Origin of the sequence: Inquilinus ginsengisoli, from assembly GCF_031453975.1 — a bacterium.
Taxonomy (GTDB): Bacteria; Pseudomonadota; Alphaproteobacteria; order DSM-16000; family Inquilinaceae; genus Inquilinus; species Inquilinus ginsengisoli_A.
This window is the reverse complement of record NZ_JAVDPW010000008.1, coordinates 164,759-180,357: the sequence shown is the minus strand read 5'-3', so window position 1 is coordinate 180,357 and position 15,599 is coordinate 164,759. Positions and strand designations below refer to the sequence as shown.

General features: G+C 70.1%; 14 protein-coding genes. 8 read left to right on the top strand and 6 right to left on the bottom strand.

The features are described 5' to 3' along the window. The first annotated feature begins 15 nt into the window (after window positions 1-15). Window positions 16-492 carry a phosphatase PAP2 family protein gene (locus E9232_RS22680; RefSeq protein ID WP_309797766.1) on the top strand — a complete coding sequence of 159 codons (477 nt, stop codon included), beginning with the start codon at window positions 16-18 and terminating at the stop codon, window positions 490-492. Between the two features lie 4 nt (window positions 493-496). Here E9232_RS22680 and E9232_RS22675 read toward each other — a convergent pair whose 3' ends face one another. The 3 genes from E9232_RS22675 to E9232_RS22665 all read right to left on the bottom strand — a co-directional run bounded on the left by E9232_RS22675 (window position 497) and on the right by E9232_RS22665 (window position 3,235). Further along, window positions 497-919 carry a VOC family protein gene (locus tag E9232_RS22675; protein WP_309797765.1) on the bottom strand — a complete coding sequence of 141 codons (423 nt, stop codon included), beginning with the start codon at window positions 917-919 and terminating at the stop codon, window positions 497-499. A gap of 13 nt (window positions 920-932) precedes the next feature. Beyond that, window positions 933-1,349, bottom strand: a complete 417-nt coding sequence (gene irrA / locus E9232_RS22670) for an iron response transcriptional regulator IrrA (protein ID WP_309797763.1) — start codon at window positions 1,347-1,349, stop codon at window positions 933-935. A 239-nt stretch (window positions 1,350-1,588) separates the two neighbouring features. Further along, entirely contained in the window at window positions 1,589-3,235 is a 1,647-nt protein-coding gene (locus E9232_RS22665; RefSeq protein WP_309797762.1) for an electron transfer flavoprotein-ubiquinone oxidoreductase, read from the bottom strand. 186 nt (window positions 3,236-3,421) lie between these two features. Between E9232_RS22665 and E9232_RS22660 the strand changes: the two genes are divergently transcribed. From E9232_RS22660 to E9232_RS22635, 6 genes are all read left to right on the top strand, one after another. Further along, on the top strand, window positions 3,422-4,324 hold the full coding sequence (locus E9232_RS22660) for a uracil-DNA glycosylase (protein ID WP_309797760.1): 903 nt from the start codon (window positions 3,422-3,424) through the stop codon (window positions 4,322-4,324). A gap of 253 nt (window positions 4,325-4,577) precedes the next feature. Beyond that, complete coding sequence (locus tag E9232_RS22655; RefSeq protein ID WP_309797758.1) at window positions 4,578-5,444, top strand: hypothetical protein; 867 nt, start codon at window positions 4,578-4,580, stop codon at window positions 5,442-5,444. A gap of 464 nt (window positions 5,445-5,908) precedes the next feature. Further along, window positions 5,909-6,442, top strand: coding sequence for a molybdenum cofactor biosynthesis protein B (gene moaB / locus E9232_RS22650; RefSeq protein WP_309797756.1), 534 nt, complete (start codon window positions 5,909-5,911; stop codon window positions 6,440-6,442). Window positions 6,443-6,447: 5 nt separating this feature from the next. After that, a complete protein-coding gene (locus E9232_RS22645; RefSeq protein WP_309797754.1) occupies window positions 6,448-7,350 on the top strand; it encodes a CE1 family esterase in 903 nt (300 codons plus the stop codon). A 294-nt stretch (window positions 7,351-7,644) separates the two neighbouring features. Next, on the top strand, window positions 7,645-9,315 hold the full coding sequence (leuA, locus tag E9232_RS22640; RefSeq protein WP_309797753.1) for a 2-isopropylmalate synthase: 1,671 nt from the start codon (window positions 7,645-7,647) through the stop codon (window positions 9,313-9,315). Window positions 9,316-9,387: 72 nt separating this feature from the next. Then, a complete protein-coding gene (locus E9232_RS22635; RefSeq protein WP_309797751.1) occupies window positions 9,388-9,591 on the top strand; it encodes a hypothetical protein in 204 nt (67 codons plus the stop codon). A gap of 26 nt (window positions 9,592-9,617) precedes the next feature. Here the strand turns inward: E9232_RS22635 and E9232_RS22630 are convergent, their stop codons facing one another. Both E9232_RS22630 and E9232_RS22625 read right to left on the bottom strand, forming a co-directional pair. Further along, window positions 9,618-10,817, bottom strand: coding sequence for a DUF1501 domain-containing protein (locus E9232_RS22630; protein WP_309797749.1), 1,200 nt, complete (start codon window positions 10,815-10,817; stop codon window positions 9,618-9,620). 4 nt (window positions 10,818-10,821) lie between these two features. Beyond that, a complete protein-coding gene (locus E9232_RS22625; RefSeq protein ID WP_309797747.1) occupies window positions 10,822-12,141 on the bottom strand; it encodes a DUF1800 domain-containing protein in 1,320 nt (439 codons plus the stop codon). Between the two features lie 175 nt (window positions 12,142-12,316). Here E9232_RS22625 and E9232_RS22620 point away from each other — a divergent pair, with 175 nt between their 5' ends. Next, a complete protein-coding gene (locus E9232_RS22620) occupies window positions 12,317-14,752 on the top strand; it encodes a thiamine pyrophosphate-binding protein (RefSeq protein ID WP_309797745.1) in 2,436 nt (811 codons plus the stop codon). 34 nt (window positions 14,753-14,786) lie between these two features. Here E9232_RS22620 and E9232_RS22615 read toward each other — a convergent pair whose 3' ends face one another. After that, window positions 14,787-15,593, bottom strand: coding sequence for a class I SAM-dependent methyltransferase (locus E9232_RS22615; RefSeq protein ID WP_309797743.1), 807 nt, complete (start codon window positions 15,591-15,593; stop codon window positions 14,787-14,789). Window positions 15,594-15,599 lie beyond the last annotated feature (6 nt).

Here is a 15,599-nt window from a genome sequence, read left to right as displayed (position 1 = left end):
TGGAACCATCGCGCCATGAAGACCATCGTCCTCCTGATGTCGATCGGCCTGCTCGGCTGGTGGACCGTGGTGGTGCCGCTGCAGGTCATCGTCGCGGCGGTCTCCTATGCACGCGGCCAATGGCGGCTGGCCGGGTTCAGCCTGGCCGCGCTGGCGCTGGCCGTCGCCGGTGTGGGCGCCGCGCGCATGGTGGTGGACTGGCACCCCGACGGATTCGGCCAGGTCGGGCTGGTGCTGCCCAGCGGCCATTCCGCCCTGGCGGTGGTGGCGGTCGGCACGCTGGCGCTGCTGGCCGGGCCGGGCCGGCCCCGGCTGCGCATCGCGGCGGCGGTGGCCACCGTCCTGGCGGTGGCCTGGGTCATGACGCTGGGCGGCCACACGCTGGGCGACGTGGTGGTCGGGCTCGGCCTTGGCGGCCTGTCCGTGCTGGTCGCCGGCCTGGTGTCGGGGCTGTTCCGTCCTTTCGCGGACCGGCGGGTCCCGCAGCCCTAGAGCCTCAGTAGTTCGGCCACAGCCCCGGCGTGGCCAGCTCGACCACATGGCCGTCGGGATCGGCGATATAGAGGCTGACGCCGCCGCGGGCCCAGGCCATCTCGCCGGTCAGGGCGACGCCGGCTGTGGCCAGCCGCGCGCGCCAGGCGTCCAGGTCCTCGGCCGGGACCGCGAAGGCCATGTGCAGCCGGCCCGCCCCCTCATGCCCCGGAATGGTGCCGCCGGCCTCGACCACATCGGCGGAGGTGGCGCCGGCCAGGAACAGCAGCAGCACGCCCTGCCGCCCGGCATCCAGGGCCACCAGCCGCGGGCTGCGCAGCATGACGCGCAGGCCCAGCACGCCTTCGTAGAAGGCGGAGGCGCGGTCGAGGTCGGCGACGTAGAGCGAGGTCTCCAGCAGGCCGGAGATGCGGGGCGTGGCCGTCATCGGCAGGCGCCGCTCAGGTTTCTTCGGCGAGGCGGATCACCACGTCGACCCGGGCGATGCGGGTGCCGGCGGGGGCGGCGGGCAGGGCCGAGACCACCACGGCCTCGTCATGCACGTCCTGCAGCTCGCCGGTCGATTCGCGGTAGAAATGATGGTGGTTGCAGGTGTTCGTGTCGAAATACGACCGGCCGGCATCCACCACGACCTCGCGCAGCAGCTCGGCCTCGGTGAACTGGTGCAGCGTGTTGTAGACGGTCGCCAGCGACACTGCATGGCCGGCCAGGATGGCTTCGCCGTGCAGCGCCTCGGCCGAGACATGGCGGTCGCGGCCGTCGAACAGCAGCCGCGCCAGGGCCACGCGCTGTCGCGTCGGGCGCAGACCGGCCTTCTGCAGTCGGTCGACGGCGGTGTTGATCTCGGCCTGCACCATTCTGGTTCCGCAATGAGTCCCGATTCGCACCATAACTGTGGTGCGCCCAGGGTACAACATAGCGCGATCCTGCTGCCCCGAGAGGGGCGGCCAGCCCCTTGCTTGTCATGCCACGGCTTGACCGTGGCATCCAGGGGCGGCCAGAGCGGCTCTCGGTGGCCCCTGGATTGCCCCCTTGGACTTGATCCGAGGGCAAGCCGGGCAATGACAGGAAGGGGGCGGGTTGCGGCCCGCCGTTCTCACATCATCTGGTAGTTCGGTCCCCCGCCGCCCTCGGGCACGGTCCAGACGATGTTCTGCTTGGGATCCTTGATGTCGCAGGTCTTGCAGTGCACGCAATTCTGCGCGTTGATCACGAAGCGCGGGTCGCTGCCATCCTCGGCGCGCACCACCTCGTACACCCCGGCCGGGCAATAGCGCTGCGCCGGCTCGTCATACAGCGGCAGGGTGTAGGCGATCGGGACCGACGGGTCCTTCAGCTTCAGATGCGACGGCTGGTTCTCCTCGTGGTTGGTGTTCGAGAGATACACCGAGGAGAGGCGGTCGAAGGTGACGACGCCATCCGGCTTGGGATAGTCGATCTTCTTCGACTGCGCCGCCGGGCGCAGCGATTCGTGGTCGGCATGCTTGTGGCGCAGCGTCCAGGGCAGCTTGCCGCGGGTCCACAGCTCGAGGCCGGAATACAGCGTGCCCAGCAGCGTGCCCCAGCGGAAGGCCGGGCGGCAGTTGCGCACCGTGGTCAGCTCCTGCCACAGCCAGCTGGCCTTCAGCCGCTCGGGATAGGCGGTGACCTCGTCATGGCCCTCGCGGCCCTCGGCCAGCGCATCGAACACCGCCTCGGCGCAGACCATGCCGCTCTTCATCGCGGTGTGGTTGCCCTTGATTCGCGGCACGTTGACGAAGCCGGCGGAGCAGCCGATCAGGCAGCCGCCGGGGAAGGTCAGCTTCGGGATCGACTGCAGCCCGCCCTCGTTGATGGCGCGGCCGCCATAGGCCAGGCGCTTGCCACCCTCCAGCGTCGGGCGGATCAGCGGGTGGTTCTTGTGGCGCTGGAACTCCTCGAACGGCGACAGATACGGGTTCTTGTAGTCGAGCGCGACGACATAGCCGATCGAGACCAGGTTCTCGCCGAAATGGTAGAGCCAGCCGCCGCCATAGGTCTCGTTGTTCATCGGCCAGCCGAAGCCGTGCTGGACCAGGCCGGGGCGGTGATTCTCCGGCTTCACCTCCCACAGCTCCTTGACCCCCAGGCCGAAGGTCTGCGGGTCGCACTCGGTGCGCAGCTGGAACTTCTCCATCAGCATCTTGGCCAGCGACCCGCGCACGCCTTCGCCGATCAGGGTGTATTTGGCGTGCAGCTCCATGCCCGGCGTGTAGTTGCCGGTGTGCTGACCATCCTTGCCGATGCCCATGTCGCCGGTGGCGACGCCCTTGACCGACCCGTCCTCGTGGTACAGCACCTCGGCCGCGGCGAAGCCGGGATAGATCTCGACCCCCAGCGCCTCGGCCTGCTGCGCCATCCAGCGCGTCACCAGCCCCATGCTGACGATGTAGTTGCCGTGGTTGTGCAGCTCCTTCGGCAATCCGAAGTTCGGCAGGCGGAAGCTGCTGACGGACGTGTAGTAGTGGAATTCATCCTTGGTGACCGGGGTGTCGAGCGGGGCGCCCTTCTCCTTCCAGTCGGGGATCAGCTCGTTCAGCGCGCGGGGGTCCAGCACGGCGCCGGACAGGATGTGGGCGCCGACCTCCGACCCCTTCTCCAGCACGCAGACGCTGACCTCGCGCCCGGTCTCCGCCGCCTTCTGCTTCAGCCGGATCGCCGCCGCCAGGCCTGCCGGCCCGGCGCCCACGATCACGACGTCGTACTCCATCGATTCGCGTTCCATCGCGCGCCCCTTCCTTGGTTGGCGGCATGCTACATAAATGCATCCCGGGAATCGAATGGCCGATCATGTCGCGGCAGCTTTCGCGCCGGCTGCGACGCCGATCTCCCTCGGCGGCCGCTGCGGCAGGTGCGGCAACGGGTCCGGCGGCAGGGTTGACAGGGCAGGCGGGGCTGCCGCTTCTAGGGCATGGACAGGACCAGCGAATCGACCGTCGCCGTGCACCCCGCCGAGATCATCGCGCTCTTGAAATGGTACCAGGACGCCGGCATCGACGAGGCGATCGGCGATGACGCCGGCGCGCTCGGCCGCCGCCGCGCCGCCCGGGCCGCGCCGCCGCCGTCCGCCGTCCTCGCCCCCGTGCCCGCCGCCGCGCTGGCCGAGGCACCGTTGCCGCAGCTGCAGCCGGCCGCGCCGCCACCGCCGCGCGCCGCCGGCGCCGCGGTGCTGCCGGGCAGCGACGCCGCCACCGGCGACGCCCGCCGCATCGCCGCCGGCTGCAACACGCTGGACGAGCTGGCGGCGGCGCTGGCCGCCTTCGACGGCTGCGGCCTGAAGGCCACCGCCACCCAGATGGTGTTCGCCGACGGCAACCCGGAGGCCGACATCATGATCGTCGGCGAGGCGCCGGGGGCGGAGGAGGACCGGCTGGGCAAGCCCTTCGTCGGCCAGTCCGGCAAGCTGCTCGACCGCATGCTGGCGGCGATCGGGCTGGACCGCACCACGGTCTACATCACCAACATCGTCAACTGGCGCCCGCCCGGCAACCGCCAGCCCAACGCGGCGGAGATCGCGATCTCGCTGCCCTTCATCGAACGGCATGTCGCGCTCAAGAAGCCGAAGATCGTGCTCTGCGCCGGCGGCACCTCGGCTGCGGCGCTGCTGGCGACGCGCGAGGGCATCACCCGGATTCACGGCCGCTGGTACGATCGGTCCTTCCCCGACCTGCCGGCGCCGGTGCCGACCATGCCGATCTACCACCCCGCCTTCATCCTGCGGCAGCCCGGCATGAAGCGCGACGTCTGGCGCGACCTGCTGGTGCTGCGCCGCCGGATGGTAGAGCTGGGCTGCGCGTTCAAGCCCGACGCCTAGACTCTCGCATCGCTCCTCCCCTCTTGAGAGGCTGGGACGGGAAGCTAGGCAGCCGCTCAGATTGCCTCTCCCGCCTGGCGGGAGAGGTCGGGCTCGCGTAGCGAGACCGGGTGAGGGCGGGCCCAGGCTTCGACAAAGAGCCCTCACCCGGAGCCGCTTCGCGTCTCCGACCTCTCCCGTAAACGGGAGAGGCAATCGGCGTGAACAAAACGTGCATTGTGTTAAGTGGAACGACTCGTTCATGATACGTTCCATGAAAGCACCACCAGACGATTTCGACATCCAGGCCCACTGCCGCAGCCTCGCGCTGCAGCAGATGGAGATGCTGACCGAGATCGCCGAGCTCAGCATGCAGCTGGTCAGGGGGGAGGGCGCCCGTGCGCTCGACGCCCAGGCCCAGGTCAAGGCCGCCGGGCCCAAGTCCGACGAAGCGGTGGCGGCCAGGGCCGAGGCGCGGGAGGCCGGGCTGGCCTTCACCCGCTTCGCCCGCACGGTGCATCAGTCGCTGGCCCAGCGCGCCCGCGCCGCCGACAAGCTGTGCGCCCAGGACCGGGCCGAGACCCCCGACCGCCTGGCGGCCCGCAAGGCCCGCCGCGACCGCCACCGCGACGAGGTCCAGGACACCCTGCGGGACATGATCTGCGAGGAGATCGAGGATGAGGGCCGCTTCAACGCCCTGAAGGATGATCTCGAGGAGCGGGTCGATGGGCTCTACGAGGACCAGGATGTCCAGGTCGAGGACCGGCCGGTGGGGTCGGTGATGGCGGGGGTGGCCTGCGGCCTCGGCCTGTCGGAGACCTGGCAGCGCTGGCGCGGCGAGGAATGGCCGGGCACGCCGCGCCCGGCCCGGCCGGCGGGCAGCCCGGCGGAGATCCGGGCGATCCGGGCCAAGCGCCGGAAGGCGGTGACCGCGGCGGTCGAGCGCGACTTTGCGGAATGCGCCGATCCCGCCTGGATCCCGGCGCTCCGGGCCGGGCTGGCGGTGCGGCTGCAGGAGCCCGATGTGATCGAGATGCTCGACACCGAGACCATCGCCACCGCGGCCAACCGTCTCTGCCGGTCGCTCGGGCTCAGCCCGATGGTCTACGGCTTCAAGCCGGAGGCGCCGGACACCGGGTGACGGGTTGGATGGGGCGGAGCCACCCCCTCACCCGAAATCGCTGCGCGATTTCGACCTCTCCCCAAGGAGAGGTGTGGAGCGGCGCGCCTTCTCTTAGTCCCCCTCCCCCTGCGGGAGGGGGGTAGGAGGAGGGGGTTTTCGCCGCTGGAGCCGGCCTCGATTCCGACAATCCGGCCGTTGATGGCGAAGCCTGTCCTTTGCGCATTTGCGCGCGGACGCGCGCAGACCCCTCCCCCTACCCCCTCCCGCAAGGGGAGGGGGGGGGACTCCATAAAGGTCGCATCACCCGATAAAGATCGTGTCGATCACGATGGACCCCGAAGGGGCTTCTGAAACGGTCCCGCTTGCGGGAGAGCTCGCGCCCCCAAATCCGACAGGTCGCGGCGGCGAGCCTGTTTTGCTTTTCCTGCCGGATCGTCTCGGCTAGCTTGGCCGCTTCCTTCGACCCAGGGACAGGGGGGCGCATGCCGGGCCGGATCGACGAGACTCGTCCATTCATCGCCGTCAACATCGCGATCCTGACCGTGTCGGACACGCGGACGCCCGCCGACGACAAGTCGGGCGACACGCTGGTCGAGCGGGTCACCGGCGCCGGCCACCGGGTCCATTCCCGCCTGATCGTCCGGGACGACCAGGCCGGGATCGAGGCGCAGCTGCGGGCCTGGATCGCCGACCCCGAGATCGACACCGTGATCGCCACCGGCGGCACCGGCGTCACCGGCCGCGACGTCACGCCCGAGGCCTTCCACGCGGTCTACGAGAAGCACATCCCGGGCTTCGGCGAGCTGTTCCGCTGGCTGTCCTACGACAAGATCGGCCCCTCGACGATCCAGAGCCGGGCGACCGCCGGGGTCGCCGGCGGCACCTACCTGTTCGCGCTGCCGGGGTCGCCCTCGGCCTGCCGCGACGCCTGGGACCTGATCCTGAAGGACCAGCTCGACAACCGGTTCCGGCCCTGCAATTTCGTCGAACTGATGCCCCGGCTGCTCGAGAAGTGACCGCCATGCCGCCCTTTCTTCGCCTCGGCCGGCTGGCCGTCCTCTCCCTGATGTTCGTCCTCGCCGCCTGCGCCGCCCCCGGCGGCACCGGCCGGCCGGGCAGCCAGCAGGCCGCCGTGGCCGATGTGCCGCCGCAGCCCACCAGCGGCTGCGGCATCCCGGCGGCGGCGGGCACGCAGACGCTGAAGTTCCAGGGCGCGTCCTGGCGCTACATCGTCGACCTGCCGCCCGGCTACGACAAATCGCACCCCTACCGGCTGATCGTGGCCTTCCACGGCCGCACCGGCACGGCGGAGAAGGTGCGTACCTATTTCGACCTGGAGGGCCCGGCCGCCCGCCCGGCGGTGGTGGTCTACCCCCAGGCCCAATCCGGCTGGGGCGGCAAGGCCGACCGCGACATGGCCTATGTCGACACCCTGCTGGCCCGGCTGAAGGCGACGCTGTGCGTCGACCAGACCCAGATTTTCGCCGCCGGCCATTCGATGGGCGGCAGCTTCGTCAATGACCTGTCCTGCGCCCGCACCGGGGTGTTCCGCGCCACCGCCGTGGTCGCCGGCGGCATCGGCAGCGTGCGGCCCTGCCGCGGCGAGATCGCGGCGATCCTGCTGCACAATCCCAAGGACAACATGGTGGCCTACAGCCAGGGCATCATCGAGCGCGACAAGCGCATCGCCCAGAACCGGCTGCAGCCCAACCCGGTCGACGCCAGCGCCACCTTCCGCTGCAAGCGCTGGGGGGCGCGCGCCATCTCCGACCCCGTGGTGTTCTGCGACCTACCCTCGACCTTCAACCGCAGCCGGCCCTATGCACATGGCTGGCCGGACGGCACCGGCCCGACCATCGTGAGCTTCTTCGACCGGCTGACCGACCCACGGATTCAGTTGACAGAGAACCCGCCCGCCCCTTAGGTGGAGGCATGGTGATCCACCGTCGCACGCTTCGACTTATCTGACCGACGCCCCAAGGGGCGTCGTGCCGAAGCCTTTGCGACCTCTGTCCGGATCCTCACCATGACCCCCGCCCGACCTTTTCGACCGGCCGTTTCCCACACCATCCGGTCCACGCTGCGACTTATCACCGGCCGCTGAGCGGCGCATCGCGCGCCCCGCGGCCCCTTGGCGCATCCATGTCATGCGCCCGTCGTCATTCCGCCCTATGATTTCAGTCCGGCCGTTCTCCGGCCGGTGCGAGAGAGACCTCCGATGTCCGTGATGCCAATCGACAAATACCGCCCGGTGCAGACCGTCGCGCTGCACGACCGGCAATGGCCGAACCGGGTCATCGACCGCGCTCCGATCTGGTGCTCGGTCGATCTCCGCGACGGCAACCAGGCGCTGATCGAGCCGATGGGGACCGACCGCAAGCAGCGCATGTGGGACCTGCTGGTCCGCCTGGGCTTCAAGGAGATCGAGGTCGGCTTCCCCGCCGCCTCGCAGACCGATTTCGACTTCGTCCGCCACCTCATCGACAACGACCTGATCCCCGACGGCGTCACCGTCCAGGTGCTGACCCAGTCGCGGGAAGAGCTGATCCGCCGCACCTTCGATGCGATCCGTGGAGCGAAGCGGGCGATCGTCCATCTCTACAACTCGACCTCGACCCTGCAGCGCCGCGTCGTGTTCGGCCTCGACCGCGACGGCATCACCGAGATCGCGGTGCGGGGCACCAAGCTGATCAAGGAGCTGGTGCCGACGGTGCCGGAGACCGAGATCGTGTTCCAGTACTCGCCCGAGAGCTTCACCGGCACCGAGCTCGACTACGCCCGCGACATCTGCGGCGCGGTGCTCGACGCCTGGCAGCCGACGCCGCAGCACAAGGCCATCCTCAACCTGCCGGCGACGGTCGAGATGGCGACGCCGAACGTCTATGCCGACCAGATCGAGTGGTGCCACCGCAACTTCGCCCGGCGCGACAGCTTCGTGCTGTCGGTCCATCCGCACAACGACCGCGGCACCGGCATCGCCGCGACCGAGCTGGCCCTGATGGCCGGCGCCGACCGGGTCGAGGGCACGCTGTTCGGCAATGGCGAGCGCACCGGCAATGTCGACATCGTCACCCTGGGGCTGAACATGTTCACCCAGGGCGTGAACCCGGAGCTCGACCTCCACGATGTCGGCGACATCGTCCGCACCGTCGAATACTGCAACCAGCTGCCGGTGCATCCGCGCCACCCCTATGGCGGCGAGCTGGTGTTCACCGCCTTCTCCGGCTCGCACCAGGACGCGATCAAGAAGGGCTTCGCGGCCATGGAGAAGAGCAACAGCGGGTTGTGGGAGGTGCCGTATCTGCCGATCGACCCGCAGGACATCGGCTGCAGCTACGAGGCGGTGATCCGGGTCAACAGCCAGTCGGGCAAGGGCGGCGTCGCCTATCTCCTCCTGACCGATCACGGGCTGGACCTGCCGCGCAAGCTGCAGGTCGAGTTCAGCCAGGTGATCCAGAAACTGGCCGACGAGACCGGCAAGGAGATCTCGTCCAAGGTGATCTGGCATGAGTTCGAGCAGGAATACCTCGTGCCCGGCCGGGTCGAGGTGATCGGCCACACCACGCTGCCGACCGGCCGCGGCGAGCGCCACATCGAGGCGCAGGTCAGGATCGACGGGGTGGAGAAGACCATCCGGGGCGAGGGCAACGGCCCGCTCAACGCCTTCGTCGACGCGCTGAAGCGCGAGATCGACATCGATGTCGACATCGCCGACTACCGCGAGCACGCACTGCGCAGCGGGTCCGACTCCAGCGCCGCGACCTATGTCGAGGCGCAGATCGGCGGCAAGACCCTGTTCGGCGTCGGCATCGACAGCAACATCGTCATGGCCTCGCTCAAGGCCGTGGCCGGGGCGGTCAACCGGGGCCTGCGCAAGGCCGCGGCCTGAGGGTCAGGCTGGCCGGGTTCGCCGCGGCGGACCCGGCCGGCCGCCGGGGACATTCCTGCTGGGAGGACGACCATGCCGCAACTGCGACCCGAAGACCTGGCGGCCGATGAGCGCGACGCGCTGGGCCGCATCAACAGCGGCGGCGCGGTCGACGACCGCCTGTGCCGGTCGCTGCAGTCGCGCGGGCTGATCGCGCCGGCGGGCGGCGGCTGGGCGCTGACCAATGACGGCAGCGTCCTGCTCGCCACCATCGGGCTGCAGAAGCTCGACGAGTAGAGCACTGCCGGCCTGACGGGTTCCCGTCAGGCCTTCTTCACCAGATCGTGCATCGCCGCCGCCTCGGTGCTGCCGGGGAAGACGACGCGGTTCAACGCGTCCTCCGGCAGGCCGAGATGGTCGCGGAACACGCCCTTGACCACGGCACGCAGATCCGTGGTCGGGGCCAGGTCGCGGGCCTGGTACAGCTTGTCCTTGGACAGGCCGGGCCAGTCGGCCAGCACCCGGCCGCCATGCACCGCGCCGCCAGCCAAGAGCGCGATCGAGCCGGTGCCGTGGTCGGTGCCGCCGGAGCCGTTGGCCGCGGCGGTGCGGCCGAACTCGGTCACGGTCAGGATCGTGGTCTGCTTCCAGGCGGGACCCAGCCCGGTGCGCAGGGCCTGCAGCGTGGCGGCGTAGCTGGCCAGCAGCTCGTTCAGCCGCTTGACCTGCAGCACATGGGTGTCCCAGCCATACAGCTCCATCACTGCGATGCGCGACCCGGCAGGGTCGGCCAGGAACTTGCCCGCGGCCTGAGCCAGCGCGGCATCGCCCCCGGCGCCTCGGGCATTGGCGCCCCCCTGGGCCATGTCCTGCATCTGCTTGCCGAAGGCGGTGGTGTCCAGCCCGGCGACATAGGCGGCGTGCAGCGCCGGGTCCTTGTCGTAGAGGTTGGAGACCAGGTCCGGGAAGCCCGGCGGCAGGCCCGAGGGCCGGTCCGGCAGCCAGGAGGTGACGGCGGTCGACCCGCGCAGCACCAGCGGAATCTCCTCGGCGAAGGCGATGCCGAAGCGCCGGTCGGTGGCGCCGATCAGCCCCAGCGTGCGGTTCAGCCAGCCGTCGCGGGTGCCGTCCAGCTTGGCGGCGCCGGTCTCCAGCAGGTCCTGCCCGTCGAAATGCGACCGGTCGCGATAGGGCGAGGCCACGGCGTGCAGCGGCAGCAGGCTGCCTTCAGTGTACCATTGCTTCAGCGGCGCCAGCCCCGGATGCAGGGCGAAATGGCCGTCGAGGTCGACCATGCCGCCGTCCTTGGCGGGGTCGGGCGGGGCCAGCGCCCCGTGCAGCGTGCGGTAGTCCGGGTCGCCATAGGGCGGCACCGCGGCCAGGCCGTCCAGCGCGCCGCGCAGGATGATCAGGACGAAGCGCTGCTCGATCGGCGCCTTGGCCAGCAGCAGCCGGGCGGGCAGCGTCGTGGCGGCGGCGGTGGCGGCCAGGCCGCCGAGCAGATGGCGTCGGGTGAGGATCATGCTCTCACCTCCTCTGGAATTCCGGGCTGAGCAGGGCGAGCGCGATGCCCTCGCGGGCGCTGGGCGCGGCGCTCAGCGCGGACCGGGTCTTGTCGGACAGGGTCGGGCCCAGCACCGCCTCGGCGAAGGGCACGGGCGGCTGGTCGGCGACGTTGCGCGGGATCGACAGGTAGCCCCATTCGATCCGCTGCATCATCAGCTCCGGCGCCAGCCAGTCGGCCTCGCGGTCGGGCCAGCCCTCCGGCGACGGGGCGTTGTAGACCAGCTGCCCCAGCCGGCGCAGCCAGTTCACGGTGTTCAGGTCGGCGGTTTCGACGCCGAGGCCGCGCAGGGCCGAGGCCACCAGGTCGAGCGGCGCCTTGTATTTGCGCCGGTCCGGCGTCCAGGCCTCGGGCGAATCGATCAGCGCCTGGGACACCGCGGCCAGGTCGCCGCCGCTGTCCTGGAAGGTCTTCGCCAGCCGGTCCACCGCGGCCGGCGGCGGGTCGTCGGCGATGAAGTGGCGCACCAGCTGGGTGGCGATGTGCTTGGCGGTCGAGGGATGGGCCGCCAGCGTGTCCAGCGCGGCTTCGCCCTCCGCCTGGTCGCCCTGGGCGTAGGTCTTGCCGAGGAAGGTCTTCGGCCCCGGCTCATGCCCGAAGGGGCGGTAGATGAAGGTCGTGCCGGCGGGGTCCCGGGTGCCGCCCACCGACCAGCCGGTCAGGATCAGGGCCAGGCTGTGGACATCCGCCTGGGTGTAGCCGCCGTCGACGCCCAGGGTGTGCAACTCCATCAGCTCGCGGCCGAGATTCTCGTTCACCCCGATGTCGGCCTTCGCCCCCTGCTTCGAATTCGGCCCGATCGACCGGGCGTTGTCGAGGTAGTACAGCATGGCGGGATGGTGGACCACGGCGCCCAGCAGGTCGCGGAAGCGGCCGGTGACGTTGGGCCGGATCGCCTCGGCCTCATAGGCGCCGGCGAAGGGCATCACATAGTTCTGGGCGTAGGACACGGTGAAGTGGTTGGTCCAGAACTTGACCAGCCGCTCGCGGAACGGGGTGTCGCTGGCGATCGCCGCCTGGATGTGGGCGACGCGGTCGCGGTCGCGCAGAGCGAACGCCTCCTTCTGCTGCGGACTCTGCGTCGCCATGGCCGGCGCCGACTGGATCGCGCTCAGCAGGGCCACGCCGGCCCGGGTCAGCGGCATGTCACCGGCCGGGGCGGCGGGCTGCTTGATCTGCGCCTGCAGCCAGCCCTTGGGATTGGGGGCGATGGTGTCGAGGTCGCCGGGCCGGGCGCCGAAGCCGAACCGGTTCGCGGCAATGGCCGCTTCGACGAGAGACATTGGGCTCCTCCGTCTCCGCTTTCGAATGTCGGCCCCTTCTACCCCAACCCACGATCATCGGGTGGGATTCCGTCGGCAAGCGTCGCGATTGGGGCCGTCGGGTCGCGTTGCGTCCGGTTCACTGATGTGCTCCATAGATAGAGTCAAAACCGCGGCAGGACGAGGATTGCGGGCGATGGGGACGGTTGGTCGCAGGGCGCGGGACGCCCGCATCGAGACGGACGGCGCGGCGTCGGCGGCAGCCGACAGGCTGCGCCTGCTCAAGGCGCTGGAGAAGAAGATCCTCTGGCTTTCGGCCTGGACGATCCACAACGCCAATCATCTCCGGCCCAGCCCGGACGGGCTCAAGGTGGGTGGTCACCAGGCCTCCTCCGCCTCGCTGGTCACGGTGATGACCGCGCTCTATCTCGACGTGCTGCGGCCGCATGACCGTGTGGCGGTGAAGCCGCATGCCAGCCCGGTGTTCCACGCCATCCAATACCTGCTCGGCAACCAAACGCAGGACAAGCTGGAACAGTTCCGATCGCTCGGCGGGGCGCAGTCCTACCCCTCGCGCACCAAGGATGTCGACGATGTCGACTTCTCCACCGGCTCGGTCGGGCTCGGCGTCGCCATGACGCTGTTCGCCTCGATCGCGCAGGACTACGTGGCGCTGAAGGACTGGGGCCGCGGGGCCAAGGCCGGCGGCCGCATGATCGCCCTGATGGGCGACGCCGAGCTCGACGAGGGCAACATCTACGAGGCCCTGCTCGAGGGCTGGAAGCACGATGTCCGCAATGTCTGGTGGGTGATCGACTACAACCGCCAGAGCCTGGATTCGATCGTCACCGACCGGCTGTTCACCCGCATCGACAAGCTGTTCGAGAACATGGGCTGGCGGGTGGTGTCGCTGAAATACGGCCGCCTGCTGGAGGCCGCGTTCAAGCGCCCCGGCGGCAAGGCGCTGCAGCGCTGGATCGACGAATGCCCGAACCCGCTCTACTCCGCTTTGGTCTACCAGGGCGGCGCGGCCTGGCGCCGCCAGCTGCTGGCCGATATCGGCGGCGAGACCGGCATTCCGGAGCTGCTGGCCGACCATGACGATGCGGCGCTGGCGGCGCTGATGACCAACCTGGCCGGCCACGACATGGAAGCGGTGCTGGCGGGATTCCACGGCATCACCGACGACGTGCCGACGGTGTTCATCGCCTACACCATCAAGGGCTTCGGCCTGCCCTTCGCCGGGCACAAGGACAATCATTCCGGGCTGATGAACCCGGACCAGATGGCCGCGTTCCAGGCCAGCCAGGGCGTGCCCGAGGGCCGCGAGTGGGAGCCCTTCGCCGGCATCGACGACCTGGCGGACGAGCTGCAGGCCTTCCTCGGCGCCGTGCCGTTCACGGCGGAGGGGCGGCGGCGCTACCAGGCGGCGCGGATCGCGGTGCCGCGCGACCTCGACTTCAGCCCGGCCGAGACCGCGTCGACCCAGGAGGGCTTCGGCCGGATCATGGGCGACCTCGCCAAGCGCGAGGACAGGCTGGGCGAACGCGTGGTCACCACCTCGCCCGACGTCACGGTCTCGACCAATCTCGGCGGCTGGGTGAACCGGCGCGGCATCTTCGACCGCCACGGCCGCGCCGATGTGTTCAAGGAGCAGAAGGTGGTCTCGGCCCAGCGCTGGGGCATGTCGGCGGACGGCCAGCATGTCGAGCTGGGCATCGCCGAGAACAACCTGTTCATCAATCTCGCGGCGCTGGGCCTGACCCATTCGCTGTTCGGTGAAAGGCTGCTGCCGGTCGGCACCCTGTACGACCCGTTCATCGCCCGCGGCCTCGATGCCCTGAACTACGCCTGCTACCAGGATGCCCGCTTCATGCTGGTGGCGACGCCGTCCGGCCTGACCCTGGCGCCGGAAGGCGGGGCGCACCAGTCGATCGGCACGCCGCTGATCGGCATGGCGCAGGACGGCCTGGCCAGCTTCGAGCCGGCCTATGTCGACGAACTGGCGGCGGTGATGGCCTGGGGCTTCGAGTACATGCAGCGGTCGCCCGAGCCGGCGGAATCCGACAAGGCCGCCGACTGGGTGCGCGACCATGACGGCGGCTCGGTCTATCTCCGGCTGTCGACCCGGCCGCTGGAGCAGCCCAAGCGCGAGATGACCGACGTGCTGCGCCAGGCGATCATCGCCGGCGGCTACTGGTTGCGCGAGCCGGCGCCGGGCGCCTCGCTCGCCATCGTCTACACCGGCGCGGTGGCGCCGGACGCGATCGCCGCCTTCGACCAGATCCTGGAGGACATCCCCGGCGCCGGCCTGCTGGCGGTGACCTCGGCCGACCGGCTGAACGCCGGCTGGCATGCCGAGCTGGCGGCGGTGCGCGCCGGCCATCCGGTCGAACCCTGCCTGGCCCGCCGGCTGCTGGCGCCGCTGGCGCCCGACGCGGCGCTGGTCACGGTGCTGGACGGCCATCCCGCGACGCTGTCCTGGCTGGGCGGCGTGCACGGCCACCGGGTCAAGCCGCTGGGGGTCGAGCATTTCGGCCAGTCCGGCACCATCCCGCAGCTCTACAAGAAGTACGGCCTCGACGCCGACGCCATCCTCGACGCCTGCGCCGCGGCGTGCCTGGGGCGGTGACGGGCGCCTGGATCACGGTTGAGCCGCCGGGATCTCATCGCCCGGCGGTGATCACATGGGCCTGGATCTGCCCGACGACGGGGCCGGGGCCGAAGCGGGCGGCAATCGCGGCGGCTGCGGCTTCGGTCGCTTCCGCCAGCCGGCCGGCGGCGCGGTCCTCGATCTCCTTCCGCATCGGCGAGCCCTGGCAGTATCCGATGGCGGCGAACAGCGCATCCGGCGCCGAGCTTTGCCGCGTGACCGTGTCTGATGTCACCGACCCGAACCCCGCGGCTCGCAGCTGGACTTCCAGGGCCGCGACGTCGTGGAAGCCGTGCGGCGTGCGGGCCAGGAACATCGGCGGGTCGTCGGGGAACAGGCGTGCGACCGATCTCACCACCACATCGGCGAACTCGTTGGCCTCGATCCGGTCCCAGACGTTGAGCAGGAAGCGTCCCCCCGGCTTCAGGACGCGATGCGCTTCGGAGAACGCCTGGACCTTGTCGGGAAAGAACATCGCGCCGAACTGGCACACCACGGCGTCGAACATCCCGTCCGGGAACGGCAGGGATTGGGCATCCGCCTGACGCCACGTCACCCGTGGCGACGAGATCAGGCCCGATGCCCGGTCGAGCATCGCCTGATTGATGTCCGTCGCATCGATGGAAACCTCATCCGGCAGGGCGGAGAGCAGCGCCCGCGTGACGATGCCGGTTCCGGCGGCCGTCTCCAGCACGCGGCCGCGCCGCAGGCCTGTCAGCCGGGATGCCAGATCGCTGGCATAGGGCGCAAAGATCATCGGTCCCAGATGCTGGTCGTACAAGGCAGGGATGGGTCCCTGGAAGATCCGATCGGCCTCCATGGCGGC